Genomic DNA, 25,525 nt, shown 5'->3' on the forward strand with positions numbered 1-25,525 from the left:
GGCTACTGCTTCACGAGGCCTTCGATCTCGGACTGCGCCGTCTTCAGCGCGTCCTCGGCGGAAGCCTTGCCCTGCGTCACCTTGGCGATGGCCTGGTCCACCTTGTCGGTGATCTCGGTCCAGTTGGCCAGGGACGGCGAGGACTTGGCGGTGTCCATCTGCTTCTTGAAGGTCCGCAGGTCGGCGTCGTCGGCGAGCGTCCCGGACTCCCACGCGGAGGTGTTGGCGGGCAGGTCCCTCGTCCGCTCGTACCAGTCGGACTGGCCCTTCGTGTCGGTCAGGTACTTGATGAACTCCGTGGCCGCGGCCTTGTGCTCGCTGTCCTTGGAGACGACGAGCGAGGATCCGCCGGCCATGGAGGTGGAGGAGGCGTCCGCCGGAACGGATCCGATGGCCCACTTGCCCTTGATCTGCGGCTGGCCCTCGTCGAGGAGCGTCACGTGCCAGGGGCCGCCGAAGAACATCGGGACCCGGCCGTTGCCGAAGTCCTTCACCACGTCGTACCCGGGCGGCACGGACTTGTTGGCGAGGCCCTTGTCGAAGTAGGAGCCGTACTCCTTCAGCGCCCTGACGGCCTCCGGGCTGTCGACGACGGCCTCGCCCTTGTCATTGACGATCTCGCCGCCCGCCGAGTACAGGAAGGAGTAGAAGTTCTGCACGGTGTCCAGGCCGCTGGGCTGGATGGACAGCCCCCACTTCGTACCGGCCTTCTCCTGGTACGCGGTGGCCAGGTCCCGGAGCTCCTTCCAGTTCGCCGGAGCCTTGCTCACGCCCGCCTTCTCGGCCAGGTCCGTGCGGTAGTAGAGGACCCGGGTGTCGACGTACCACGGCACGCCGTAGGCGGTGCCGTCCACCTCGCCCTGCTCCCAGCCCGCCGGGAAGAAGTCCTTCTTGTCGAAGACCTCGGTGTCCACCGGCTCCAGCACGCCGAGTTCGGAGAACTCGCCCAGGTAACTGCCGCCCATCTGCGCCACGTCGGGCAGGGTGCCCGCCGCCGCTGCCGAGACGAGCTTCTGGTGGGCGACGTCCCAGCCGATCGGGGTCACCTTGACGGTGATGTTCGGGTTGGCCTTCTCGTACACCTCGGCCACGTCGGCGAGCTTCTCACCCTCGGCCCCCATGGCCCACACGGTGAGCGTCTGCTTCTCGTCCGCCGCGACGTCGCCGCCGGAGGAGCCGCAGGCGGAGAGGGTCACGGCGAGCGCGAGCGCTATGCCGGCGGGAGCGGTTCTGGCGATGCGGGACATGGGAGGGCTCCTCCTTGAGCAATCCGGATGCTGCGCGATGTATGCGCTGCCTGTAAGCGCATACATCACTGTGCGCCAGGCGCTCGGGAATCCGCAAGAGGGTGCTGGGTCACACTCGTGCAACGTGCTCGACACGCCGGCGCCTTGTTGTCGAACCGTAAACGCGCCGTTTGTGGAACAACAGGCGATGTGACCGATTCGTCGTCCAGAGGTCCGGGCGTCCGCCGGTGAGCCGGCGTCTACCCTCGCGGCATGGCTCCACCCGTCGCGTTCTCCCACGGCTTCCCGTTCGACCCGGCCTACGGGTACGGCGCGCCGGACGCCCTGCTGAGCGTCCCCGCCCCGCCCGCCCCCGACGGCTTCGACGCGTTCTGGCGGGGCCGGTACGCGCGGGCCCGCGCGGTCGACCCGCGGCCGGTCATCGGCCCGGTGGAGGAGGAGCGCGACGGCGTGACGATCCACGGCGTGGGCTACACCTCCGCGGGCGGCGTCCGGCTCGGCGGCTGGCTCGCCCTGCCCGTCGAGGGGCCCGTACGGTACGGATTCGTCGTCGGGCACGGCTACGGCGGCCGCCAGGGGCCCGGCCGCGACCTTCCGGCGCCGCTGCCCGGGGCCGCCGCGATCCTGCCGTGCGTACGGGGCATGGGGGAGCGGGGCCGGGTCGAGGGCATCCCGGACCTGGCCGACGAACACGTCCTGCACGGCATCGGCTCCCGCGACACCTATGTCATCGGTGGCTGCGTGGCCGACCTGTGGTGCGCCGCCTCCGCCCTCACCGCCCTCGTCCCGGAACTGGCGGGGGCCGGCCTCCCCGGCGGGCCCCGCCTCGGCTACCTCGGCGAGAGCTTCGGCGGCGGGCTCGGGGCCCTCGCGCTGCCCTGGGACGACCGTTTCGGCGCGGCCCAGCTCACGGTCCCCACCTTCGGCAACCACCCGCTGCGCCTGACCCTGCCCTGCGCGGGCAGCGGCGAGGCGGTCCGGGCGCACCACCGGGAACACCCCGAGGTCACGGACGTCCTCGGCTACTTCGACGCGGCGACGGCGGCGACCCGGCTGACGCTGCCCACGCTGGTCGCGGCCGCACTGTTCGACCCCTCCGTGCCGCCGCCGGGACAGTTCGCCGTGCACAACGCGCTGGCCGGCGAGCGGGAGCTCCAGGTGCTGACGGCGGGGCACTTCGCGTACCGGGGGATGACGGCCGAGGCGGCGGAGCTGGACGCGAACCGGACGCGGTTCTTCGGGGAGCGGCTGGGCACTGCGGTCTGATTCCGGCCCGAGGGCTGCCAGGCTCCGGCCGACGTCCGTCAGGCTCTGGCCGAGGGCTGCCAGGCTCTGGCCGACGTCAGCCAGGCTTCGGCCGGCTCACCCGCAGCCGCAGCTGGCCCGCCGCGTCACCGAGACCGGCAGCTCCAGGGAGACCGGGGCGCGGCCCGGGTCCGCCAGGCGCTGCACCAGCAGCTCCACCGCCTGCTCGCCCAGCCGCCGGATCGGCTGCCGGACGGTCGTCAGGGGCGGGCGGACGATCCGGCTCAGCGGGATGCCGTCGAACCCGGTCACGGCGATGTCCTCGGGCACCCGCACCCCGCGTCGCTCCAGCGCCTGGAGCGCGCCGACCGCCATCTGGTCGTTGGCGAACAGCATCGCCTCCGGCCGCTCCACCCCCGTACCCACCGACCGGTCCAGCAGGGTGCCCGCCGCCAGCGCGCCCTCGGCCTGCGTCATCATCCCGGCGCGCAGCTCCGGCCGGGAGGGCACCGGAAGCCCCGCGTCCCGGCACGCCTCCTGGAAGCCCCGGAACCGGGCCTCGGCGTCCGGGGCGTGCTCCTCTCCGCCGATGAACGCCAGCCGGCGCAGCCCGTGGTCCTCGATCAGGTGACGGGTCAGTTCGCGCTCGCCCTCGGCGTTGGCCACCACGATGTGGTCCAGGTGGTCGATCTCGCGCGGTCCGGCGAGCATCACCACGGGCAGCCGGCGCGATATCACTTCCAGGTCCTCGGTCGGCACGGTCCGCGCCAGTACGGCGAACCCGTCGACCCGCCCCGCGACCTTCGCCACCAGGCTCTCCGGCCCGCCGTCCAGCGAGGCGGCGATCAGCAGGGCGTAGCCGTGCCGCCGGGCCGCCCGTTCCATGCCCCGGATGATCTGGTCGGAGTAGAGCATGACGGCCTGGTCGTCGTCCGCGTCGCTCGCGACCGCGGCGGTCTCGGCGTCCTGGTCCGCGAAGTCGGGGAAGCACAGCCCGAGCACGCCCGTGGTCCGGCTGGCCAGGCCCCGGGCGCTGCCGCTCGGCACGTACCCCAGCTCGCGGGCCGCCTCCATGACCTTCTCGCGGGTCTGGGCGCGTACGGAATCGGGGTTCCGGTAGACCCGGGAGACCGTGGCAATGGAGACGCCCGACCGCTCGGCGACGTCGTACACCGTGGGGGCGCTCACTCGACCGACCGTCCGTCCGCTTCATCTTCCGCGGCACCCCGCCGGGGCGCGGGTGCCGTCACCGGGCCGGCGGCTGTTCGCCGGCCGATGCGATCACGAGGCTCGTGAAAGCGCATTCACCCTAAATCCTGGGCCGCGGGAGGAGCAAGGTCACCCGGTGTCACGCGCGCCGCGTCGGGTGAAACGTTCCTCCGGCCGGGTGAGCTTGCGGCTCCCGCCCGTCGTGTCTGCACCCCCTCGCGCGAGGGGGCGCTTTCAGTGGACGGAAGGAACCAGTGTGATCAACTGCAAATGCCACCACATACGCACTATCCGGTCCATTCCGGTACGGGGTGGTCCGGGCCGGCCCCGGAGGTATCAGCCATGTCCCACGTCGGCGTCCCGCGCGGGACGGTTCGAAAGCGCCGATCGCTCGCGCTCCTCACGACGGGGGTGCTCACGATCCCGGTGCTGGCGGGCTGCAGCTCCGGCAGCGAGGAGACCTCCCGGGGCGTACCCCAGGACATCGCGCCCGCCGCCCGCGAGACGGTCGCCGACGGTTCGACGGTGAACTGGGCGGTCGACGCGCTGCCCGCCACCTTCAACGCCTTCCAGGCGGACGCGGACAGCGCCACCACCCGGATCACCGGAGCCCTGCTCCCGGCCCTCTTCCCGATGGACAAGTCCGGGCAGCCGAAGCTCAACCCGGACTACCTGGAGTCCGCGAAGGTCATCGAGCGCGAACCGAAGCAGGTCGTGCTCTACAAGCTCAACCAGCAGGCGGTGTGGAGCGACGGGCGGGAGATCGGGGCCCCCGACTTCGTCGCCCAGTGGCGGGCGCTCAGCGGCAAGGACTCCGCGTTCTGGACCGCCCGCAACTCCGGTTACGAGCGGATCGAGAAGATCGAGCGCGGCGCGGACGACCTTCAGGTGCGGGTCACGTTCGCCAAGCCGTACGCGGACTGGCGCTCGCTGTTCTCGCCGCTCTACCCGAAGGAGATCACCGGCTCTCCGGACGCCTTCAACGACGGCGCGCGCACCGCCCTGAAGAACACCGCCGGACCCTTCGTCCTGCGCGGCGTCAGCAAGTCCAAGGGCACCGTGACCCTGGCCCGCAACCCGCGCTGGTGGGGCGACAAGGCCAAGCTGGACACCCTCGTCTTCCGGGCGGTCGCCGCCGAGGACCGTACCCAGGCACTCGCCGACGGCACGGTGGACGTCGCCGACATCGACGCGGCCACCGCCGACCGCATCACCCTCGCCCACCGCGACCGGGGCGACAACGGCCAACCGCTCGCCCACGGCCCGGGCGCCGGGACCACGCCCGCCGAGGCCCTGCGCTCCTGGGCCCAGGCGCACGGCTCCGACGAGGAGGCCGCCCAGATCGCGCAGGCCGCCCGGGAGAAGAACCGCAAGGCCGTCATCGCGTACACCGCGGAACAGAAGGCCCTGCGCGACTTCGCCGTCCGCAAGTCCCTGGAGCCCGCCTACACCCAGCTCGCGCTGAACGGCGAGTCCGGCCCGCTCGCCGACGACCGGGTCCGCCGGGCGGTGGCCCGTGCCCTGGACCGCCAGGAGCTGGCCCAGTCGGTGCTGGGCCCGCTGGGCCTCCCGGCCAAGCCGCTCGGCAGCCACCTCGCCCTCGCCGGGCAGCCCGGCTACAAGGACGGCAGCGGGGCGCTCGGCGAACAGGACACCAAGGAGGCCCAGGCCCTGCTGGCGGACGCCGGCTGGACCCGGGGCGGTGCCGCTCAGTCACCCAAGGACACCAAGGCGGGCAGCGAGGCGGAGAAGAAGGGCGACAAGGACGACAAGGACGACGCCGAGGCGGAGAAGAAGACCGCCGAGGACGCGAAGGAAGACAAGGAAGCCGCGGAGGAGAAGGCCGGGAAGACCGAGAAGAAGAGCGAGGAGGAGAAGGCCGACGAGGACAGCGAGGACTCCGCAGCCGAGCGCAAGAAGGCCGACCAGGCCTCCGAGGACAGCGCCGCCTCCCGCGACGAGGGCCTCTACGTCGTCGGCGAGGACAACAAGCCCGGCGCCCCCGCACCCGGGCAGGCTCCCGCCGCCACCGGCGCCGCTTCCGCCCGCCACGCCCTCGCCCCCGCCCCGTGGGCCGCCGCCCAGGGCGCCGCCCTGCTCCGCCAGGCCGGCGCCCTCGGTGAGGACGGCGCCGTCGCCGCCCAGGACAAGCAGCCCGGGGGAGCCGCCGGAGCCTACGCCCCCGCCGGCACCGCCGCCCCGGCGCCCGCCGCGGCCAAGGGGCAGCTCGGCAAGGACGGCAAGACGCTGACCCTGCGCTTCGTGCTCCCCTCCGGGCCCGGTTCCCAGGCACTGCGCAGCGTCGGCGACAGGATCGCGGCGATGCTGGAGAAGATCGGCATCGGCACGGAGATCACCAAGGTCCCCGACGAGAGCTACTTCAAGGACCACATCGCCTCCGGCGAGTACGACCTGGCGCTCTACTCCTGGCCCGCCACCGCCTACCCGGCCACCGACGGGCGCCCGATCTACGCCAAGCCGGAGCCGGCCACCGACGGATCGCTCCTGGTGGAGCAGAACTACACCCGGGTCGGCACCGATCACATCGACCAGCTGTTCGACCAGGCCGCAGCCGAGCTCGACGAGAAGGCCGCGCGGGAGCTGATGAAGCAGGCGGACGCCCGGATCTGGGCCGCCGCCGGATCGATTCCGCTCTTCCAGCGCCCGCAGCTCGTCGCGGTCGACAAGAAGCTCGCGAACGTCGGGGCGTTCGGCTTCGCGGCCCCCCGGTATCAGGACATCGGGTTCAAGAACCGGCAAGCGGCAGGTTCCCCCGCAGACCGCAAGAAGTAGCGGCCAAGCACCACCGACTCCCGCCGCCAAGCTCAGATGCACCTCAAAACCCTTGCCCGCCGGTTCATCCGGCGGGCAGTGTGGTGTCTGCCCTGACCCGGGCCGTTCATCGCTTCACCACTCCTCACCCCCCCCGCAGCTCCGCCCGCGTTCCGGCCACGCACATGGCCCGGCTGTACCTTGACACCGGCTGAATATCGCCTGAATCACACGGGAAGACCGCCTCCGCGGATCGGCCCGGGAAGCCCGGCGGGCCCAAGGCCCGTACCATGGGACGAGCCGTGGCGTGCCGCCCGGCGGGCGTACGAGGACTCGAAGACCGACTGAGACGCCTGATCCCACGATCCGAGAGAAGCTCAAGCCACCCATGCCCACGCGCCACGACATCCGTAACGTAGCCATCGTCGCCCACGTCGACCACGGCAAGACCACGCTGGTCGACGCCATGCTCAAGCAGGCCGGAGCGTTCGCCGCCCACGCCGCCGAGCACCTCGACGACCGCATGATGGACTCGAACGACCTGGAGCGTGAGAAGGGCATCACGATCCTCGCCAAGAACACGGCGGTGAAGTACCACCCCAAGGACGGCGGGGACCCGATCACGATCAACATCATCGACACCCCCGGCCACGCCGACTTCGGTGGCGAGGTCGAGCGCGGTCTCTCGATGGTGGACGCGGTCGTGCTGCTCGTCGACGCCTCCGAGGGCCCGCTGCCCCAGACCCGCTTCGTGCTGCGCAAGGCGCTGGCCGCGAAGATGCCGGTCATCCTGTGCATCAACAAGACGGACCGCCCCGACTCCCGGATCGCCGAGGTCGTCGACGAGACGTACGACCTGTTCCTGGACCTGGACGCGGACGAGGACCAGATCGAGTTCCCGATCGTCTACGCCTGTGCCCGTGACGGCGTCGCCTCGCTGACCAAGCCCGAGGACGGCACCGTCCCGCCGGACAGCGACAACCTGGAGCCGTTCTTCAACACGATCCTGTCGCACGTCCCGGCCCCGGAGTTCGACGCGGACGCGCCGCTCCAGGCCCACGTCACCAACCTGGACGCCGACAACTTCCTCGGCCGTATCGCGCTCTGCCGCGTCGAGCAGGGCGAGCTGCGCAAGGGCCAGACCGTCACCTGGATCAAGCGTGACGGCACCATGTCCAACGTCCGCATCACCGAGCTGATGATGACCGAGGCGCTCACCCGCAAGCCGGCCGAGGTGGCGGGCCCGGGCGACATCTGCGCCGTCGCCGGATTCCCGGACATCATGATCGGCGAGACGCTGGCCGACCCCGAGAACCCGATCGCGCTGCCGCTGATCACGGTCGACGAGCCGGCCATCTCGATGACCATCGGCACCAACACCTCGCCGCTCGTCGGCAAGGGCGGCAAGGGCCACAAGGTCACCGCCCGTCAGGTGAAGGACCGCCTCGACCGCGAGCTGATCGGTAACGTCTCGCTCCGCGTCCTGGACACCGAGCGCCCCGACGCCTGGGAGGTCCAGGGCCGTGGTGAGCTCGCGCTCGCCATCCTGGTCGAGCAGATGCGCCGCGAGGGCTTCGAGCTGACCGTCGGCAAGCCCGAGGTCGTCACCAAGCAGATCGACGGCAAGACGCACGAGCCGATCGAGCGCATGACGATCGACTCGCCCGAGGAGCACCTCGGCGCCATCACCCAGCTCATGGCGACCCGCAAGGGCCGCATGGAGACCATGACGAACCACGGTTCGGGCTGGGTCCGCATGGAGTGGATCGTTCCGTCCCGCGGCCTCATCGGCTTCCGTACGGAGTTCCTGACCCAGACCCGCGGCACCGGCATCGCGCACTCGATCTTCGAGGGCCACGAGCCGTGGTTCGGCGAGCTGCGCACCCGTCACAACGGCTCGCTGGTGGCCGACCGCTCGGGCTCCGTCACGCCGTTCGCGATGGTCAACCTCCAGGAGCGCGGTGTCATCTTCACCGAGGCCGGCACCGAGGTCTACGAGGGCATGATCGTCGGCGAGAACTCCCGCGCCGACGACATGGACGTGAACATCACCAAGGAGAAGAAGCTCACCAACATGCGTGCGGCCTCCGCGGACACCACGGAGAACGTGGTCCCGGCCCGGAAGCTGTCGCTGGAGCAGTCCCTGGAGTTCTGCCGCGAGGACGAGTGCATCGAGGTGACCCCGGAGACCGTGCGTATCCGCAAGGTCGTCCTGGACGCCAAGCAGCGCGGCCGCACGGCCTCGCGCGCCAAGCACGGCTGATCAACCCCGGCCCAACGGCCTGAGGTCCGCCCGGACGCCCCTGAGGGCCTCCGGGCGGACCTGTGCGCGGCTCCGGTACCCCGGAGCCGCGCACTCCGTATGCGAAGACCGGACGGCCCTTCAGGGGCCCGTCCGGACGGACCGTCAGTACGGGCGTTGACAGAAGGCCCGGCCCACCACGGACACTGTGGTGGGCTGGGCCTTCGTCAATCGTTTTTTGTGACCGGGGTGTCCGGATATCGGGGGTCGCTCTCCGGAACATGTGTCAACAGTCCGTTTCGGGCGTGTCTGTCTGGGATCACTTTGTCCGGATTTCGGGCACGCTGAGGGTGCTGATGTTGTCAAACCGAGACCCTTTAAGTGTGGTTTACAGCCCGGCCGTACCCAATAGTTGGCTCCATTGAGCTCGGGTCAATGGGTCACGCACTGTGGGGAGTGCCGACTCACGAGCACACTCGGGGCACTGAACGATCACCGTCAGGGGTGTCGGTGAATCTCTCCAGTGCCCCTCTTGTAGTCAAAAGTGGACTCATGAGGAGGAAACCCATGCGCGGTGCCAAGAGCGCCAAGTGGGTCGCGGGAGCGGCCGTCATCGCCCTGGCCGCGACTGCCTGTGGCGGAAGCGACAGCAGCGACGAAGGCAAGAAGAACACGTCGGGCCAGCCCGCCGGTTACGTCTCGATCGACGTCGGCGAGCCCCAGAAGCCTCTGATGCCGGCGGACACGAACGAGAGCAACGGCTCCTACGTCATCCAGTCGCTGTTCACCCAGCTGCTGGACTTCGACGACAAGGGCGAGATCGTTCTCACGAACGCCGAGTCCGTCGAGACCGAGGACTCCAAGACGTGGACCGTCAAGCTCAAGGCCGGCTGGAAGTTCCACAACGGTGAGGCCGTGACCGCGCAGTCGTACATCGACGCGTGGAACTGGTACGCCAACGTCGAGAACAAGCAGCAGAACGCGTTCTGGTTCTCCGACATCAAGGGCTACGAGGACGTCCACCCCGAGAAGGGTGCGCCCAAGGCCAAGGAGATGTCCGGCCTGAAGGCCGTGGACGACACCACGTTCACGATCGAGCTGGCGGAGAAGGTTCCGTACTTCAACTACAAGCTCGGCTACGCGACGTTCGCGCCGCTGCCCAAGGTCTTCTACGACGACCCGAAGGCGTTCGGCCAGAAGCCGATCGGCAACGGCCCGTACACGTTCGAGAAGTGGGACCACAAGAAGCTCATCCAGGTCAAGGCCTGGGACGAGTACCAGGGCCCGAACAAGGCTGCCAACAAGGGCATCCAGTTCAAGAACTACTCGACCGTCGAGGCCGCGTACTCGGACGTCATCTCCGGCAACCTGGACATGATCCGTCAGGTCGGCCCGCGTGACCTCCCGAAGTACAAGACGGACCTCGGTGACGGCGCCATCGCGCAGCCGTACGCCGCGATCCAGACGCTGGTCCCGGCGTTCTACTCCAAGACGTTCAAGGACATCGACCCCAAGGTCCTCCAGGGTCTGTCCATGGCGGTCGACCGTGACACCATCACGAAGACCGTCCTGAACGGCACCCGTACCCCGGCGACGAGCTTCACGCCCCCGCAGGTCAAGGGCAACCAGACGCTCGAATCGGACATCCTGAAGTTCAACCCGGCCAAGGCCAAGGAGCTCATCAAGGAGGGCGGCGGTGTTCCGGAGAACAAGATCTTCATCCAGTACAACGCCGACGGTGGGCACAAGGAGTGGGTGACCGCTGTCTGCGAGTCGATCCGCAACGCCACCGGGGTCGACTGCGTCGGCGACGCCAAGCCGGACTTCCCGACCGACCTCGAGGCTCGTGACAACGACGAGGTCAAGAGCATGTACCGCGGTGGCTGGGTCGCCGACTACCCCGTCAACGTGAACTTCCTCAAGGAGCTCTACCACTCCAAGGCGGAGTCGAACAACGGTCGCTTCGCCGACAAGGAGATCGACGAGCTGATGGCGAAGGGTGACAAGGCCGACTCGCTCGAGGCCTCCGTCGCCGCCTACCAGGAGGTCGAGAAGGCCCTGGTGGAGAAGATGCCCGCCATCCCGCTCTGGTACTACGCCATCAACGGCGGCCACGGCAAGAACGTCGACAACGTCAAGGTCGACTTCCACGGTGACCTCGAACTGACCGGCGTCACCACCAAGTAACGCCTGCGGGTCATTCCCCAACTGGCCGTCATCCGCCCGCGCTGCCCCTCAGCGCGGCCGGAGGCGCGGGGGTCGTCTCTGAAGAGGCGGCCCCCGCGCCGCAGTTATCCCCACACGGAGGCACCCATGGGGCGCTATGTCGCACGACGACTGCTCCAGATGATCCCGGTCTTCATCGGGTCGACCCTGCTGGTCTTCCTGATGATGTACGCACTGCCCGGCGACCCCGTCAGAGCACTTGCCGGTGAACAGCACGTAGACGCTGCGCAGATTGCCGCCATGAAGGCGGATCTGGGTCTGGACCAGCCGATCTGGCAGCAGTATTTGAACTACCTGGGCAATCTGTTCCAGGGTGACCTCGGCAATCAGATCGGGACGCAGCGTCCGGTCGCCGAAGTCATCGCCGATGCCTATCCGATCACCGTCAGACTGGCGATCTTCGCCTTCGTCTTCACGGTCGTCGCCGGGATCTCGCTCGGCATCATCGCGGGTCTGAAGGCCGAGTCCCTCAGGGACCGCGGTCTGCTCGGCCTGACGCTGGTGCTGATCTCCATGCCGTCCTTCGTGCTGGGCTTCCTCGTCCAGTACTTCTTCGCGTTCCAGCTCGGCATCGCCAAGCCGAACGTGAGCCTCGAACCGACGAACACCGAGTTGATCATGCCGGCCATCGTGCTGGCGTCCCTGTCACTCGCCTACGTGGCCCGCCTCACCCGTACCTCGGTCGCCGAGAACATGCGCGCCGACTACATGCGTACGGCTGTCGCCAAGGGCCTGCCGCGCCGCCGCATCATCGGCGTCCACCTGATGCGCAACTCGCTCATCCCGGTCGTCACCTTCCTCGGCACCGACATCGGCGCCCTGATGGGCGGCGCGATCGTGACCGAGGGCATCTTCAACATCAAGGGCGTCGGATCGCTCGTCTTCGAGGCTCTCGCCAAGCGTGAGGGTGCCACCGTCGTCGGCGTCGTGACGCTGCTCGTCATCGTCTATCTCGCCTGCAGCCTGCTCGTCGACCTGCTCTACGCGGTCCTGGACCCGAGGATCCGGTATGCCTGACACCACCGCACTCAAGGGCACCGACGCTCCGGCCACGGCCGTCGACGCGCCTCCCGCCACGGACGCGGGTCCCGCGCCCGGCAAGCCGCGCAGCCTCTGGTCGGACGCCTGGCACGACCTGCGCCGCAACCCGCTCTTCCTCATATCGATGGCGCTGATCCTGCTGCTCGCCGTCATGTCGATCTTCCCGGGGTTGTTCACCAGCGCATCGCCGAGGGACGCCAACCTGGCCGAGCACTACCTCCAGCACCCGAACTGGGGCCACTTCTTCGCCCCCGACTGGCTCGGGTACGACGGCCAGGGACGCTCGATCTACGCGCGTGTCGTCTACGGGGCCCGCGCCTCGATCACCGTCGGCGTGGTCGTGACCATCGCGGTCACCATCACCGGACTGGTGATCGGCATGCTCGCCGGCTACTTCGGCGGCTGGATCGACACGATCCTGTCCCGGATCACCGACGTCTTCTTCGGCGTCCCCTTCATCGTCGGCGCCATGGTCATCCTGACCAGCTTCGAGCAGCGCTCCGTCTGGGTCGTCATCCTGTCGATGGCCTTCCTCGGCTGGACCTCGATCGCCCGTGTCGCCCGTGGCTCGGTCATCACGATCAAGCAGGCCGACTACGTGGTCGCCGCCAGGGCGCTCGGCGCCTCCACCACCCGGATCCTGACGCGGCACATCCTGCCGAACGCCATCGCTCCGGTGATCGTGGTCGCCACCATCGCGCTCGGCGGCTACATCGCCGCCGAGGCCACCCTGTCGTTCCTCGGTATCGGCCTCGCCGAGCCGACGGTCTCGTGGGGTATCGATGTGTCCGCTGCGAAGGACCAGCTCCGCAACGCTCCGTACGTCCTGGTCATCCCCTCGGTGATGGTCTCGATCACGGTGCTGTCCTTCCTGATGTTCGGCGATGCGGTCCGCAACGCCCTCGACCCCAAGATGCGCTGAGGGAGGCGTTCGTGACCACCATCGACAAGACGGCTCACGTCCCCGCACCGCGGGAGTCCGTGAGTGGCGACGGTCCACTGCTCGACGTCCGTGACCTGCACGTGGAGTTCCACACCCGCGACGGGGTGGCCAAGGCCGTCAACGGTGTGAACTACACCGTCAGCGCCGGCGAGACGCTCGCGGTGCTCGGCGAGTCCGGTTCCGGCAAGTCCGTGACCGCGCAGACCATCATGGGCATCCTCGACATGCCGCCCGGGAAGATCACGCAGGGCGAGATCCTCTTCCGCGGCCAGGACATGCTGAAGATGTCCAACGAGGAGCGCCGGAAGATCCGCGGCCGCAAGATCGCGATGATCTTCCAGGACGCGCTGTCCTCGCTGAACCCGGTCCTCTCCGTCGGCTACCAGCTCGGCGAGATGTTCCGGGTGCACCAGGGCCTGTCCAAGAAGGCGGCCCGCGCCAAGTCCATCGAGCTGATGGACCAGGTCAAGATCCCGGCGGCGGCGGCCCGTATCTCGGACTTCCCGCACCAGTTCTCCGGCGGTATGCGCCAGCGCATCATGATCGCCATGGCGCTGGCCCTGGAGCCGGACCTGATCATCGCGGACGAGCCGACCACCGCGCTCGACGTGACGGTGCAGGCCCAGGTCATGGACCTGCTCGCCGAGCTCCAGCGCGAGTACAACATGGGTCTGATCCTGATCACCCACGACCTCGGCGTCGTCGCCGACGTCGCGGACAAGATCGCCGTGATGTACGCGGGCCGGATCGTGGAGACGGCACCGGTCGGCGAGCTGTACAGCCGCCCGGCCCACCCGTACACCAAGGGTCTGCTGGACTCGATCCCGCGCCTGGACCAGAAGGGCCAGGAGCTCTACGCGATCAAGGGCCTGCCGCCCAACCTCACGCGTATCCCCGCGGGCTGTGCCTTCAGCCCGCGCTGCCCCAAGGCACAGGACATCTGCCGCACCGACGTCCCGCCGCTCGCCCCGGTGACCGAGCAGGACGGCCTCGAGCTGGTCGGCCGCGGCAGCGCGTGCCACTTCTGGAAGGAGACGATCCATGGCTGAGCTCAAGAAGGAGCCCGTGGACGCCACCCCGAACGTCTCCGACGTGGAGACCGTGGACGCCGCGACCGAGGCGGCGGCCGTAGCCGCCGTCGACGCGCCCGTCAGCCAGGGCGAGCCGATCCTCCAGGTGCGGAACCTCGTCAAGCACTTCCCGCTGACGCAGGGCATTCTCTTCAAGAAGCAGATCGGCGCGGTCAAGGCCGTCGACGGGATCTCCTTCGACCTGTACGCCGGTGAGACCCTGGGCATCGTCGGCGAGTCCGGCTGTGGCAAGTCCACGGTCGCCCGGCTCCTGATGACGCTGGAGCGGGCCACCGCCGGCGAGGTCTTCTACAAGGGCCAGGACATCACCAAGCTGTCCGGGCGTGCGCTGAAGGCCGTCCGCCGCAACATCCAGATGGTGTTCCAGGACCCCTACACCTCGCTGAACCCGCGGATGACGGTCGGCGACATCATCGGGGAGACCTTCGAGATCCACCCCGAGGTGGCCCCGAAGGGCGACCGGCGCCGCCGCGTCCAGGACCTCCTGGACGTCGTCGGGCTGAACCCGGAGTACATCAACCGGTACCCGCACCAGTTCTCCGGCGGTCAGCGCCAGCGCATCGGCATCGCCCGCGGCCTCGCGCTCAACCCGGAGATCATCATCTGCGACGAGCCGGTCTCCGCGCTCGACGTGTCGGTGCAGGCCCAGGTCATCAACCTGATGGAGAAGCTCCAGGACGAGTTCAACCTGTCCTACCTCTTCATCGCGCACGACCTGTCCATCGTCCGGCACATCTCCGACCGGGTCGGCGTGATGTACCTCGGCAAGATGGCCGAGATCGGCACGGACACGCAGATCTACGACCACCCGACGCACCCCTACACCCAGGCGCTGCTGTCGGCGGTCCCGGTCCCCGACCCGGCGGCCCGTGAGGGACGCGACCGGATCATCCTGACCGGTGACGTTCCGTCACCGGCGAACCCGCCGTCGGGCTGCCGCTTCCGCACCCGGTGCTGGAAGGCGGAGGAGCGCTGCGCGACGGAGGAGCCCCTGCTGGCGATCCCCGAGCGCTTCGTCGCGGGCGCTACGCCCGCCACGCACGAGTCGGCGTGCCACTTCGCAGAGGAGCGGGACGTCGTGCACGCGGCGTAACCGCTTCCGGTTCGTGAACGGCAGATGCCCGGTTCCCCCCACAGGGGGACCGGGCATCGTCGCGTTTCCCCGGTGCCCGCCCGTACGGGGTAAGCCCGCATGCGATACATGGCGTTATGAGGTGATATGAGGCATTGAGCTACTCGATGACTCTAGGAGGCACTTCATGCGCGGAGCCACACAGGTCAGGTGGGCCGCATGTGCGGTGGCCGTCGCCCTGGCAGCGACGGCCTGCGGAGGCGGTGACGGTGACGGCGGCGGCAGCAGCGGCGCCGACGGCATCGTCAGCTCCTCCTGGGGAGACCCGCAGAACCCACTGGAACCCGCCAACACCAACGAGGTCCAGGGCGGCAAGGTCCTCGACATGGTCTTCCGCGGACTGATCCGCTACGACCCGAAGACCGGCGAGGCCCAGAACATGGTCGCCGAGTCCATCGAGTCGACGGACTCCCAGAACTTCACGATCAAGCTGAAGGACGGCTGGACGTTCTCCAACGGCGAGAAGGTCACCGCCAAGTCCTTCGTCGACGCCTGGAACTACGGCGCCGCGCTGAAGAACAACCAGAAGAACGCCTACTTCTTCCAGTACATCGAGGGCTACGACAAGGTCCACCCGGAGTCCGGCTCCGCCTCCGCCGAGACCCTGTCCGGCCTGAAGGTCGTCGACGACCTGACCTTCACCACCAAGCTCACCCAGAAGTTCTCCCTGTGGCCCGACACCCTCGGCTACTCCGCCTTCGTCCCCCTGCCCAAGGCGTTCTACGACGACCACGACGCCTGGCTCTCCAAGCCCGTCGGGAACGGCCCGTACACCATCGAGTCGTACGCCAAGGGCTCCTCGATGAACCTGCGCAAGTGGGACGACTACCCGGGCGACGACAAGGCGAAGAACGGCGGCGTCGACCTCAAGGTCTTCACCGACAACAACACCGCCTACACCGACCTGACGTCGGGCAACCTCGACCTCGTCGACGACGTGCCCGCCTCCCAGCTCCGCAACGTCGAGACGGACCTCGGCGACCGGTACATCAACACCCCCGCCGGCATCATCCAGACCCTGTCCTTCCCCTTCTACGACAAGGAGTGGGACACCGACGACGCCCGCAAGGTCCGCCAGGGCCTCTCGATGGCGATCAACCGGCCGCAGATCACCGACCAGATCTTCCAGAAGACCCGCACCCCCGCCTCCGACTGGACCTCCCCGGTCCTCGGGGAGGACGGCGGCTTCAAGGAAGGGCTCTGCGGCAAGGAGTGCACGTACGACAAGGCCGCGGCCAAGAAGCTGATCGACGAGGGCGGCGGCATCCCGGGCGGCCAGCTGAAGATCTCGTACAACGCGGACACCGGCTCCCACAAGGAATGGGTCGACGCCGTCTGCAACAGCATCAACAACGTCATGGGCAACAACAAGGCCTGCGTCGGCGGCCCCGTCGGCACCTTCGCCGACTTCCGCGCCCAGGTCTCCACGCAGAAGCTGACCAGCTCATGGCGTGCGGGCTGGCAGATGGACTACCCGCTGATCCAGAACTTCCTCCAGCCGCTCTACTACACCAACGCCCCGTCCAACGACGGCAAGTGGAGCAACCAGGAGTTCGACGACCTGGTCGACAAGGCCAACGCCGAGAGCGACAGGGCGAAGGCCGTCACCACCTTCCAGGACGCGGAGAAGATCCTCGTCGAGGAGATGCCGGCCATCCCGCTCTGGTACCAGAACGGCAGCGCCGGCTACTCGGACCGGGTCGACAACGTCGCGCTGAACCCGTTCAGCGTTCCGGTCTACGAAGAGATCACCGTCAAGTGACGCGCTGAGACGCGGACGGCCGGGACGCCCGAAACGCGCCCCGGCCGTCCGCGCACCCGCACCGCCGTCGCCGGGCCCGCCCCGCCCGGCCGTCCGCCCGTTCACCCCGACCCCCGGAGCCCCTCATGGGACGTTATGTGATCCGGCGGCTGCTGCAGATGATCCCCGTCTTCTTCGGCACCACGCTGTTGATCTTCCTCATGGTGAACGTGATGGGCGACCCCATCGCGGGCCTCTGCGGCGACCGCCAGTGCGACCCGGCCACCGCCGCCCAGCTGCGCTCCGAGTTCGGCCTCGACAAGCCGGTCTGGCAGCAGTACCTCACCTACATGGGCAACGTGTTCACCGGCGACTTCGGCACCGCGTTCAACGGGCAGAAGGTCACCGAGCTGATGGCCACGGCCTTCCCCATCACGATCCGGCTCACCATCGTCGCGATCGTCTTCGAGGTCGTCATCGGCATCAGCCTCGGCGTCGTCACCGGCCTGCGGCGCGGCCGCCCCGTCGACACCACCGTCCTCATCCTGACGCTCGTCGTCATCGCCGTCCCGACCTTCGTCACCGGTCTGCTGCTCCAGCTCCTCCTGGGCGTCAAGTGGGGCATCATCAAGCCCTCGGTCTCCGCGGACCCCGCCTTCGACGAACTGCTCGTCCCCGGACTGGTCCTCGCCTCGGTCTCGCTCGCCTACGTCACCCGGCTCACCCGGACCTCGATCGCCGAGAACGCCCGCGCCGACTACGTACGCACCGCCGTCGCCAAGGGCCTGCCCCGCCGCCGGGTCGTCGTACGGCACCTGCTGCGCAACTCGCTGATCCCCGTCGTCACCTTCATCGGCACCGACGTGGGAGCCCTGATGGGCGGGGCCATCGTCACCGAGCGGATCTTCAACATCCACGGGGTCGGCTACCAGCTCTACCAGGGGATCCTGCGCCAGAACTCCCAGACCGTCGTCGGGTTCGTCACGATCCTCGTCCTCGTCTTCCTGGCCGCCAACCTGATCGTCGACCTGCTGTACGCCGTACTCGACCCGAGGATCCGCTATGCCTGAGCCGCAGTCATCGGACGGAGCGATCTCCCCGGCGGGAGCCGGCGGCGCGATGGACCTCGCCATGGAGGAGGGCGCCAGCCTGGAGAAGAACCCGGCCGGCCCCGACGGCACCGGGCCTGCCGGAAAGCCGCGCAGCCTCTGGTCGGACGCCTGGCGCGACCTGCGGAGCAACCCGGTCTTCATCATCTCCGCGCTGGTCATCCTCTTCCTGGTGATCATCTCGATCTGGCCCTCGCTCATCGCGAGCGGCGACCCCCTCCAGGCCAACCTGGACGACGCCCAGAAGGGTTCCGAGCCCGGCCACCCCTTCGGCTTCGACCCGCAGGGCCGCGACGTCTACACCCGGGTCGTGTACGGCACCCGGACCTCGGTGACCGTCGGCGTCTGCGCCACCCTCGGCGTCGCGATCCTCGGCAGTGTCTTCGGCGGACTCGCCGGCTTCTTCGGCGGCTGGTGGGACTCGATCCTCTCCCGCCTCACCGACGTCTTCTTCGGCATCCCCGTCGTCCTCGGCGGCCTGGTCTTCCTGTCCGTCGTCACCAGCTCCACCGTCTGGCCCGTCGTCGGCTTCATCGTCCTGCTCGGCTGGCCCCAGATCGCCCGCATCGCCCGCGGCTCGGTCATCACCGCCAAACAGAACGACTACGTCCAGGCGGCCCGCGCGCTCGGCGCCTCCAACTCCCGCATGATGCTGCGCCACATCACCCCGAACGCCATCGCCCCGGTCATCGTCGTGGCGACCATCGCGCTCGGCACGTACATCTCGCTGGAGGCGACCCTCTCCTTCCTCGGCGTCGGCCTGAAGGACCCGGCCGTCTCCTGGGGCATCGACATCTCCGCGGCCGCCAACTACATCCGCAACGCCCCGCACATGCTGCTCTGGCCCGCCGGAGCGCTGGCGATCACCGTGCTCGCGTTCATCATGCTCGGCGACGCGGTGCGCGACGCCCTCGACCCCAAGCTGCGCTGAGGAGCCGGTTGCCATGTTGCTCGAAGTGCGCGATCTGCACGTGGAGTTCCACACCCGCGAAGGCGTCGCCAAGGCCGTCAACGGGGTCAACTACTCGGTGGCCGAGGGCGAGACGCTCGCCGTCCTCGGCGAGTCCGGCTCCGGCAAGTCCGTCACCGCCCAGGCGATCATGGGCATCCTCGACATGCCGCCCGGGAAGATCACCGGCGGGGAGATCCTCTTCAAGGACCAGGACCTGCTGAAGCTCAAGCCGGAGGAGCGGCGCAGGATCCGCGGCCAGGAGATGGCCATGATCTTCCAGGACGCCCTCTCCTCGCTGAACCCGGTCCTCACCGTCGGCGATCAGCTCGGCGAGATGTTCGTCGTGCACCGCGGAATGTCCCGCAAGGACGCGAAGGCCAGGTCGGTCGAGCTGATGGACCGGGTCCGCATCCCGGCCGCCAAGGAACGGGTCGGCAACTACCCGCACCAGTTCTCCGGAGGCATGCGCCAGCGCATCATGATCGCCATGGCGATGGCCCTGGAACCGTCCCTGATCATCGCCGACGAGCCGACCACCGCCCTCGACGTCACCGTTCAGGCCCAGGTCATGGAACTGCTCGCCGAGCTCCAGCGCGAGCTGAACATGGGCCTCATCCTGATCACCCACGACCTCGGCGTGGTCGCCGACGTCGCCGACAAGATCGCCGTCATGTACGCGGGCCGCATCGTCGAGACCGCCCCCGTGCACGAGATCTACCGGGCCCCCGCCCACCCCTACACCAAGGGCCTCCTCCAGTCGATCCCGCGCCTGGACCAGAAGGGCCGGGAGCTCTACGCGATCAAGGGCCTGCCGCCCAACCTCACCCGCATCCCGCCGGGCTGCGCCTTCAACCCCCGCTGCCCGATGGCCCAGGACGTGTGCCGCAGCGACGTGCCGCCGCTCTACGAGGTGGACGAGCAGCGCCGGAGCGCCTGCCACTTCTGGAAGGAGACGCTCGATGCACGCTGACCGCGACGGGAGTGCGCGAACCGGCGGTGGCGCGGCCGGCTCCACCCTGCTGTCCACGGCGCGGGAGGACGCCGTCACGCCGTACACGGAGGGCGACCCGATCCTGCAGGTCCGCGACCTCGCCAAGCACTACCCGCTGACCCGGGGCGTCCTCTTCAAGCGGCAGATCGGCGCGGTCAGGGCCGTCGACGGCGTCGACTTCGACCTGTACGCGGGCGAGACGCTGGGCATCGTGGGGGAGTCGGGCTGCGGCAAGTCGACCGTCGCCAAGATGCTCGTCCACCTGGAACGCCCCACCGCCGGCGCGATCCGCTACAAGGGCGAGGACATCGCGAAGCTGTCCGGCCGGGCGCTCAAGGCCGTCCGCCGCAACATCCAGATGGTCTTCCAGGACCCGTACACCTCGCTGAACCCGCGGATGACGGTCGGCGACATCATCGGGGAGCCGTACGAGATCCACCCCGAGGTCGCCCCCAAGGGCAGCCGGCGGCGACGCGTGCAGGACCTGCTGGACGTCGTCGGGCTCAACCCGGAGTACATCAACCGCTATCCGCACCAGTTCTCCGGCGGCCAGCGCCAGCGCATCGGCATCGCCCGCGGCCTCGCCCTCAACCCGGAGATCATCGTCGCCGACGAACCCGTCTCCGCGCTCGACGTCTCCGTACAGGCCCAGGTCGTCAACCTGCTGGACCGGCTCCAGGCGGAGTTCAGCCTCAGCTTCGTCTTCATCGCCCACGACCTCTCGATCGTCCGGCACATCTCCGACCGGGTCGGCGTGATGTACCTCGGCCGGATCGTGGAGATCGGCTCCGACGCGGAGATCTACGACCACCCCACCCACCCGTACACCCAGGCGCTGTTGTCCGCCGTGCCCGTACCGGACCCGACGGCCCGCGCCCACCGGGAACGGATCATCCTGCACGGCGACGTCCCCTCGCCCGCCAACATCCCCTCGGGCTGCCGGTTCCGCACCCGGTGCTGGAAGGCGCAGGAGCGGTGCGAACTGGAGGTCCCGCTGCTGGCGGTCCCCGCGGAGTTCCGGCTCGTCGACACTCCGGCCCGGCACGACTCCGCGTGCCACTTCGCGGAGGAGAAGCGCGTGGTGCCGACGGAGGACGGGCCGGAGGGCCCCGGGTCGGAGGTCCACGGGCCGAAGGGGGACGAAACGCCATGAACCGGCGTCAGATTCGTTAACAAGCAGGCAACTTCACCGTCGCCGCACCGATATACGGACGCTCCATGCTGAACAGCGTACGGCCGTGCGGGTGCCGTGGACCGGCCGGAGCGTCGTCTTGTCGCTCCGGCCGGTCGCCCGGCGCTTCTGGCCCCGCCCCCGAGCGCACTTGCGGCCGTGACCGCCGTCCTCGCGCGCCCGGGTGCCGAACGCGCCGCCCGGGTGCCGAGCGCGCCTCGGGCGGCCTCCCGGGCCCGTGGGGCGGCGCGGGCCCCTGGGGCGTCCCGCCTCCCGGCCACCCGCCGTACGGGCCCCCGGCGGCCGTTCCAGGCCCCTGGTCAGCCGCCCGCCCCCGCCCCCGTCACCGGTTTCGGGCCTGCGCAGGGCGGCGGCTTCGGGCCCCGCCCTCGTCCCCGCCGCCCGACAGGCTCTCAGGCTCCGGTCAGCCCCAGCGACCGCTTGAGGAAGTCCACCTGGAGCAGGAGCAGGTTCTCCGCGACCTGCTCCTGCGGCGTCATGTGCGTCACCCCGCTCAGCGGCAGCACCTCGTGCGGACGCCCGGCAGCCAGCAGCGCCGAGGACAGCCGCAGGGCGTGCGCGACCACCACGTTGTCGTCGGCCAGGCCGTGCACGATCATCATCGGCCGGACCTCGGCGGCGGGCTCGGAGAGACCGTCGTCGGTGAGCAGCGAGTTGTACGCGTACACCTCGGGCTGCTCGGCCGGGTCGCCGAGATAGCGCTCGGTGTAGTGGGTGTCGTACAGCCGCTGGTCCGTGACCGGCGCCCCCACGACCGCCGCGTGGAAGACGTCGGGCCGCCGCAGCACCGCGAGCCCCGCCAGATAGCCGCCGAAGGACCAGCCGCGGATCGCCACCCGGGACAGGTCGAGCGGGAACCGGTCCGCGAGCCCGTGCAAGGCCTCGACCTGGTCCTCCATGGTCAGCACGAGGTTGTCCCGTACCGCCTTCTCCCAGCCCGGCGAGCGGCCCGGCGCGCCCCGCCCGTCCGCCACGACCACCGCGAAGCCCTGGTCCGCGAACCACTGCGAGGTCAGGTGCGCGTTGTGGGCGGCGACCACCCGACGGCCGTGCGGTCCGCCGTACGGATCCATCAGGACCGGAAGGGGACCATCCGCCTCCTGGTAGTCCGAGGGGAGCAGCACGGCGCACGGAATCCGTCGTGCGCCCCCCTCGGTGAGCGTCACGCGGGCGGAGACCGCCGGCACCTGGGCGAAGCTCGGGATCCGGGCCAGCCGCTTGCCGTCCCGCACCACCCACGCGGTGGCTCCGGGCTCCTCGGGGACGGCCGAGACCACGACCGAGAGACCGCCCGAGCGGACCGCGGAGTGCACACCCACCCCTTCGGAAACCCGCTCGATTCCGAGCTCGTTGACCCGGTACACGTGGATCTGCCCGATCTCCGGCTCGACCGCGTCCTCACCGGCCACCGCCGAGACCAGGATGTCGGACTCCCCGACGTCCAGCACCGACTGGACGTGCAGCTGTGACCCGGTGAGCGGCCGGTCCCCGACCGCCAGCACCCGTGCGCCGCCCTCGTCGACGATCCGCACCAGCCGCCCGTCCGGCGCCCACGCGGGCACCCCGGGGAAAAGGTCCAGCCACACCGGGTCCTCGTCGACATGGACGATCCGGGTCGCACCGCTCTCCGGGTCCACCGCAAGGTACCGCTGACTGCGCTGGTCACGGGCCTGCACCAGCAGCAGCGGAGCACCCGCCGATGACCAGTGCACCTGGGCCAGGTACGGGAACGCCGCCCGGTCCCAGACCACTTCCCGGCGGGCTCCCTCCAGGTCCATCACGAAGAGCCGCACCTCGGCGTTGGGCGTGCCCGCCGCCGGATAGGCGACCTCGGCCGGCCTGCGCTCCGGGTTCGCCGGATCGGCGATGTACCACCGCTGTACGGGGCTGTCGTCGGCCCGCGCGACCAGCAGCCGGTCCGACTCCGGCGACCACCAGAATCCCCGGTAGCGGTGCATCTCCTCAGCCGCGATGAACTCGGCCAGACCGTAGGTGACATGGGAGTCCTCCGGCTCGGCCAGCGCCCGGTCGTCCTCGCCCCCCGCGCCCACGACCCGCAGCGCGCCCTTGGCCACGTACGCGATGTGCCGGCCGTCGGGGGAGGGGCGCGGGTCGATCACCGGGCCCGGTACCGGCAGCGCCCGCGCGGTCCCGGCCCGCAGCTCGGCCACGTACACCTTTCCGGACAGGGCGAACGCCGCCAACTCCGCCGCCGCGTCCACCGCGTAGGCGACGATGCCCGACGAACCCTCCCGGGTCCGCTCGCGCCGGGCCCGCTCCTGCGCCGACAGCTTCTCCTGTGAACCGCCCAGCAGGACTTCGGGATCGGCGGCGACGCGCTCCTCCCCGGTCGCCGGGTCGAGCACCCAGAGCCGGTTGGTCCGGTCCGTTCCGGACGTGGACCGGAGGAAGATCACGCGCGTCTCATCAGGTGAGACGGTGAAGGCGCGAGGAGCGCCGAGAGTGAAGCGCTGGGTCCGTGCTTGCTGGCGGGGAAAGGACAGCTTCTTCGAGGTCATGGCAACGAACCTAGCTCCGAACTCGGCCGTGCGGCGCGGTTCGTGCGCCCCTCGTGCTGCTGTGCCCCGATCAATGCCCTGGAACGGAAAGTTATGATCCGTAGCGCTCGGTGGGTAGGAACCTGCTGACTCCGCGTGTGCTCCCGTCCCGACCGTACTGATGGAGGTGAACCGCCGTGGCGCTCTCGATTTCGGCGGTAGTGCTGCTGGCGATCATCGTCTTCCTGCTGATCCGGAAGTCCGGACTGAAGGGAGGGCACGCGGTGGTCTGCATGCTGCTCGGGTTCTACATCGCGAGCTCGTCCATCGCACCGACCATCTCCGATCTGACGACCAACGTGGCGGGGATGATCAGCAGCATCAAGTTCTGACCGCCCACCCGGCCGCCCGCCGGGGGCCGAGGAGACGCGGGGCACGGGGGCGCGGGGGCACGGGGGGCCTCCGGGGCTCGTAGGGTGGTCCCCATGAAGGACCTCCCCGCCCGCCGTCTGCTGCTGGTGCACGCGCACCCCGACGACGAGTCGATCAACAACGGCGCCACCATGGCCAGGTATGCGGCCGAGGGTGCCCACGTCACCTTGGTGACGTGCACGCTCGGCGAGGAGGGCGAGGTCATCCCGCCCCTGCTCGCCCGCCTCACCGCCGACCGGGACGACGCGCTGGGCCCCCACCGCGTCGGCGAGCTGGCCGCGGCGATGAAGGAGCTCGGCGTCACCGACCACCGCTTCCTCGGCGGAGCGGGCCGCTACCGGGACTCCGGAATGATGGGCACCGAGCAGAACGCCCGCCCCGGCTCCTTCTGGTCCACCCCGGTGGACCAGGCGGCGGCCCACCTCGTCGAGGTGATCCGCGAGGTCCGCCCCCAGGTCCTGGTCACCTACGACCCGGACGGCGGCTACGGCCACCCCGACCACATCCAGGCCCACCGCGTCGCGATGCGCGCCGCCGACCTGGCAGCCGACCCGTCGTTCGGCACCGACGCACCGCACACCATCGCCAAGATCTACTGGAACCGGGTGGAGCGGACCGTGGTCGAGGCCGCCTTCGACCGGCTGCGCACCACCGCCCCCGGGGCCTTCTCCGGCGTCGCCGCCGTGGACGACGTCCCGGGCGTGACCGGCGCGGAGCAGATCACCGCGGAGATCGACGGATCAGCGTACGCCGGGGCGAAGTCGGCGGCGATGCGGGCCCACGCCACCCAGATCACGGTCGACGGCCCCTGCTTCGCCCTCTCCAACGGCCTCGGCCAGCCCCTGCTTACGGCCGAGTGCTACCAACTGGTGCGGGGCGCACCGGGAGTGATCGAGGGGGCACGTGAGAGCGACCTGTTCGCGGGCCTGCCGGACGCCGCAGGAGGTGCGGAATGAGCGGGAACCCCGGCAAGGGGCGCGGCCGCGCGCAGTCCTCCCGCCCCTTCGACGCCACCCACGCGCCGCGGCGGAACGCGCCGCCCAGGCCGCCCGGGCCCATCGGCCTCGCCGCGCGTCCGAACCCGGCCCGGATCGCGGCCTACTCGGGCCTCGCCGTGCTCGGCGCGTTCGTCGGGATCGCCGGAACCCTCGTCCAAGCCGCCTGGTTCCCGGGCGGGTTGGTCATCGCCCTGGCGGGCTCCGCCGGCCTCTTCTACGGCGGCCGGATCCTGACCCGCACCCAGATCGGCGCGCTCGCCCCGGCGGCGGGCTGGTTCATCACGGTGTTCCTGCTCCTGAGCGGCCGGCCGGAGGGCGACTACGTCTTCGGCGACGAACTCGGTCTGGTGCTCTTCGTCGTCGGCGGGACCGCCGCCGCTGTGATGTGCGCCACCACCTCCAAAGTGCCGCAATCAGCCATCCGCAGCGGCCGGTCCGGTACGTGAAGTGCCAAGTCCGGGTCC

19 protein-coding genes are annotated in these 25,525 nt (G+C 69.6%); 16 read left to right on the forward strand and 3 right to left on the reverse strand.

What is annotated here, in order from left to right; genetic code table 11:
* Window positions 1-2: 2 nt before the first annotated feature.
* Window positions 3-1,247, reverse strand: a complete 1,245-nt coding sequence (locus IG90_RS0109095) for a sugar ABC transporter substrate-binding protein (RefSeq protein WP_030580258.1) — start codon at window positions 1,245-1,247, stop codon at window positions 3-5.
* Between the two features lie 252 nt (window positions 1,248-1,499).
* On the opposite strand from IG90_RS0109095, the gene IG90_RS0109100 reads away from it, so the two are divergent.
* Window positions 1,500-2,513: an acetylxylan esterase gene (locus IG90_RS0109100; protein WP_030580261.1), complete on the forward strand. Its 1,014-nt coding sequence runs from the start codon at window positions 1,500-1,502 to the stop codon at window positions 2,511-2,513.
* Between the two features lie 96 nt (window positions 2,514-2,609).
* Here the strand turns inward: IG90_RS0109100 and IG90_RS0109105 are convergent, their stop codons facing one another.
* A complete protein-coding gene (locus tag IG90_RS0109105; RefSeq protein ID WP_030580264.1) occupies window positions 2,610-3,680 on the reverse strand; it encodes a LacI family DNA-binding transcriptional regulator in 1,071 nt (356 codons plus the stop codon).
* Window positions 3,681-4,043: 363 nt separating this feature from the next.
* On the opposite strand from IG90_RS0109105, the gene IG90_RS0109110 reads away from it, so the two are divergent.
* The 12 genes from IG90_RS0109110 to IG90_RS0109165 all read left to right on the forward strand — a co-directional run bounded on the left by IG90_RS0109110 (window position 4,044) and on the right by IG90_RS0109165 (window position 21,094).
* Entirely contained in the window at window positions 4,044-6,494 is a 2,451-nt protein-coding gene (locus IG90_RS0109110; RefSeq protein ID WP_030580267.1) for an ABC transporter family substrate-binding protein, read from the forward strand.
* Between the two features lie 367 nt (window positions 6,495-6,861).
* Window positions 6,862-8,736, forward strand: coding sequence for a translational GTPase TypA (gene typA, locus IG90_RS0109115; RefSeq protein ID WP_030580270.1), 1,875 nt, complete (start codon window positions 6,862-6,864; stop codon window positions 8,734-8,736).
* A 546-nt stretch (window positions 8,737-9,282) separates the two neighbouring features.
* Window positions 9,283-10,902 carry a peptide ABC transporter substrate-binding protein gene (locus tag IG90_RS0109120; protein WP_030580274.1) on the forward strand — a complete coding sequence of 540 codons (1,620 nt, stop codon included), beginning with the start codon at window positions 9,283-9,285 and terminating at the stop codon, window positions 10,900-10,902.
* Window positions 10,903-11,028: 126 nt separating this feature from the next.
* Window positions 11,029-11,958 carry an ABC transporter permease gene (locus IG90_RS0109125; protein WP_030580276.1) on the forward strand — a complete coding sequence of 310 codons (930 nt, stop codon included), beginning with the start codon at window positions 11,029-11,031 and terminating at the stop codon, window positions 11,956-11,958.
* On the forward strand, window positions 11,951-12,904 hold the full coding sequence (locus IG90_RS0109130) for an ABC transporter permease (protein WP_030580279.1): 954 nt from the start codon (window positions 11,951-11,953) through the stop codon (window positions 12,902-12,904). The genes IG90_RS0109125 and IG90_RS0109130 overlap by 8 nt, the downstream gene beginning before the upstream one ends.
* An 11-nt stretch (window positions 12,905-12,915) precedes the next feature.
* Window positions 12,916-13,974, forward strand: a complete 1,059-nt coding sequence (locus tag IG90_RS0109135; RefSeq protein ID WP_030580282.1) for an ABC transporter ATP-binding protein — start codon at window positions 12,916-12,918, stop codon at window positions 13,972-13,974.
* On the forward strand, window positions 13,967-15,109 hold the full coding sequence (locus tag IG90_RS0109140; RefSeq protein ID WP_030580285.1) for an ABC transporter ATP-binding protein: 1,143 nt from the start codon (window positions 13,967-13,969) through the stop codon (window positions 15,107-15,109). The genes IG90_RS0109135 and IG90_RS0109140 overlap by 8 nt, the downstream gene beginning before the upstream one ends.
* Window positions 15,110-15,275: 166 nt before the next feature.
* Complete coding sequence (locus IG90_RS0109145; RefSeq protein ID WP_030580288.1) at window positions 15,276-16,910, forward strand: peptide ABC transporter substrate-binding protein; 1,635 nt, start codon at window positions 15,276-15,278, stop codon at window positions 16,908-16,910.
* Between the two features lie 125 nt (window positions 16,911-17,035).
* On the forward strand, window positions 17,036-17,959 hold the full coding sequence (locus IG90_RS0109150) for an ABC transporter permease (RefSeq protein WP_030580290.1): 924 nt from the start codon (window positions 17,036-17,038) through the stop codon (window positions 17,957-17,959).
* Window positions 17,952-18,929 (forward strand): ABC transporter permease, encoded by a 978-nt coding sequence (locus IG90_RS0109155; protein WP_030580294.1) that lies wholly within the window; start codon window positions 17,952-17,954, stop codon window positions 18,927-18,929. The genes IG90_RS0109150 and IG90_RS0109155 overlap by 8 nt, the downstream gene beginning before the upstream one ends.
* Before the next feature lie 13 nt (window positions 18,930-18,942).
* Window positions 18,943-19,920, forward strand: coding sequence for an ABC transporter ATP-binding protein (locus IG90_RS0109160; protein ID WP_030580296.1), 978 nt, complete (start codon window positions 18,943-18,945; stop codon window positions 19,918-19,920).
* On the forward strand, window positions 19,910-21,094 hold the full coding sequence (locus IG90_RS0109165) for an ABC transporter ATP-binding protein (RefSeq protein ID WP_030580299.1): 1,185 nt from the start codon (window positions 19,910-19,912) through the stop codon (window positions 21,092-21,094). The genes IG90_RS0109160 and IG90_RS0109165 overlap by 11 nt, the downstream gene beginning before the upstream one ends.
* Before the next feature lie 431 nt (window positions 21,095-21,525).
* Here the strand turns inward: IG90_RS0109165 and IG90_RS0109170 are convergent, their stop codons facing one another.
* Complete coding sequence (locus IG90_RS0109170) at window positions 21,526-23,652, reverse strand: S9 family peptidase (protein ID WP_030580302.1); 2,127 nt, start codon at window positions 23,650-23,652, stop codon at window positions 21,526-21,528.
* Between the two features lie 176 nt (window positions 23,653-23,828).
* On the opposite strand from IG90_RS0109170, the gene IG90_RS0109175 reads away from it, so the two are divergent.
* From IG90_RS0109175 to IG90_RS0109185, 3 genes are all read left to right on the forward strand, one after another.
* The gene (locus IG90_RS0109175; RefSeq protein WP_010063247.1) at window positions 23,829-24,023 is read left to right on the forward strand and encodes a hypothetical protein; all 195 of its coding nucleotides are present in this window, start codon (window positions 23,829-23,831) and stop codon (window positions 24,021-24,023) included.
* 93 nt (window positions 24,024-24,116) lie between these two features.
* Window positions 24,117-25,019, forward strand: a complete 903-nt coding sequence (gene mshB / locus IG90_RS0109180; protein ID WP_030580306.1) for an N-acetyl-1-D-myo-inositol-2-amino-2-deoxy-alpha-D-glucopyranoside deacetylase — start codon at window positions 24,117-24,119, stop codon at window positions 25,017-25,019.
* Window positions 25,016-25,507, forward strand: coding sequence for a DUF6113 family protein (locus IG90_RS0109185; RefSeq protein ID WP_030580308.1), 492 nt, complete (start codon window positions 25,016-25,018; stop codon window positions 25,505-25,507). Before mshB ends, IG90_RS0109185 begins: the two co-directional genes overlap by 4 nt.
* Window positions 25,508-25,525: the final 18 nt, after the last annotated feature.

This window comes from Streptomyces anulatus (assembly GCF_000721175.1).
Taxonomy (GTDB): Bacteria; Actinomycetota; Actinomycetes; order Streptomycetales; family Streptomycetaceae; genus Streptomyces; species Streptomyces anulatus_C.

Excerpts from the sequence above, each read along its gene's own strand:
- IG90_RS0109150 (WP_030580290.1), top strand. The coding sequence starts at position 17,036 with ATGGGACGTTATGTGATCCGGCGGCTGCTGCAGATGATCCCCGTCTTC.
- mshB (WP_030580306.1), top strand. The coding sequence starts at position 24,117 with ATGAAGGACCTCCCCGCCCGCCGTCTGCTGCTGGTGCACGCGCACCCC.
- IG90_RS0109160 (WP_030580296.1), top strand. The coding sequence starts at position 18,943 with ATGTTGCTCGAAGTGCGCGATCTGCACGTGGAGTTCCACACCCGCGAA.
- typA (WP_030580270.1), top strand. The coding sequence starts at position 6,862 with ATGCCCACGCGCCACGACATCCGTAACGTAGCCATCGTCGCCCACGTC.
- IG90_RS0109170 (WP_030580302.1), bottom strand. The coding sequence starts at position 23,652 with ATGACCTCGAAGAAGCTGTCCTTTCCCCGCCAGCAAGCACGGACCCAG.
- IG90_RS0109130 (WP_030580279.1), top strand. The coding sequence starts at position 11,951 with ATGCCTGACACCACCGCACTCAAGGGCACCGACGCTCCGGCCACGGCC.
- IG90_RS0109125 (WP_030580276.1), top strand. The coding sequence starts at position 11,029 with ATGGGGCGCTATGTCGCACGACGACTGCTCCAGATGATCCCGGTCTTC.
- IG90_RS0109120 (WP_030580274.1), top strand. The coding sequence starts at position 9,283 with ATGCGCGGTGCCAAGAGCGCCAAGTGGGTCGCGGGAGCGGCCGTCATC.
- IG90_RS0109185 (WP_030580308.1), top strand. The coding sequence starts at position 25,016 with ATGAGCGGGAACCCCGGCAAGGGGCGCGGCCGCGCGCAGTCCTCCCGC.
- IG90_RS0109110 (WP_030580267.1), top strand. The coding sequence starts at position 4,044 with ATGTCCCACGTCGGCGTCCCGCGCGGGACGGTTCGAAAGCGCCGATCG.
- IG90_RS0109145 (WP_030580288.1), top strand. The coding sequence starts at position 15,276 with ATGCGCGGAGCCACACAGGTCAGGTGGGCCGCATGTGCGGTGGCCGTC.
- IG90_RS0109155 (WP_030580294.1), top strand. The coding sequence starts at position 17,952 with ATGCCTGAGCCGCAGTCATCGGACGGAGCGATCTCCCCGGCGGGAGCC.
- IG90_RS0109165 (WP_030580299.1), top strand. The coding sequence starts at position 19,910 with ATGCACGCTGACCGCGACGGGAGTGCGCGAACCGGCGGTGGCGCGGCC.
- IG90_RS0109095 (WP_030580258.1), bottom strand. The coding sequence starts at position 1,247 with ATGTCCCGCATCGCCAGAACCGCTCCCGCCGGCATAGCGCTCGCGCTC.
- IG90_RS0109140 (WP_030580285.1), top strand. The coding sequence starts at position 13,967 with ATGGCTGAGCTCAAGAAGGAGCCCGTGGACGCCACCCCGAACGTCTCC.
- IG90_RS0109100 (WP_030580261.1), top strand. The coding sequence starts at position 1,500 with ATGGCTCCACCCGTCGCGTTCTCCCACGGCTTCCCGTTCGACCCGGCC.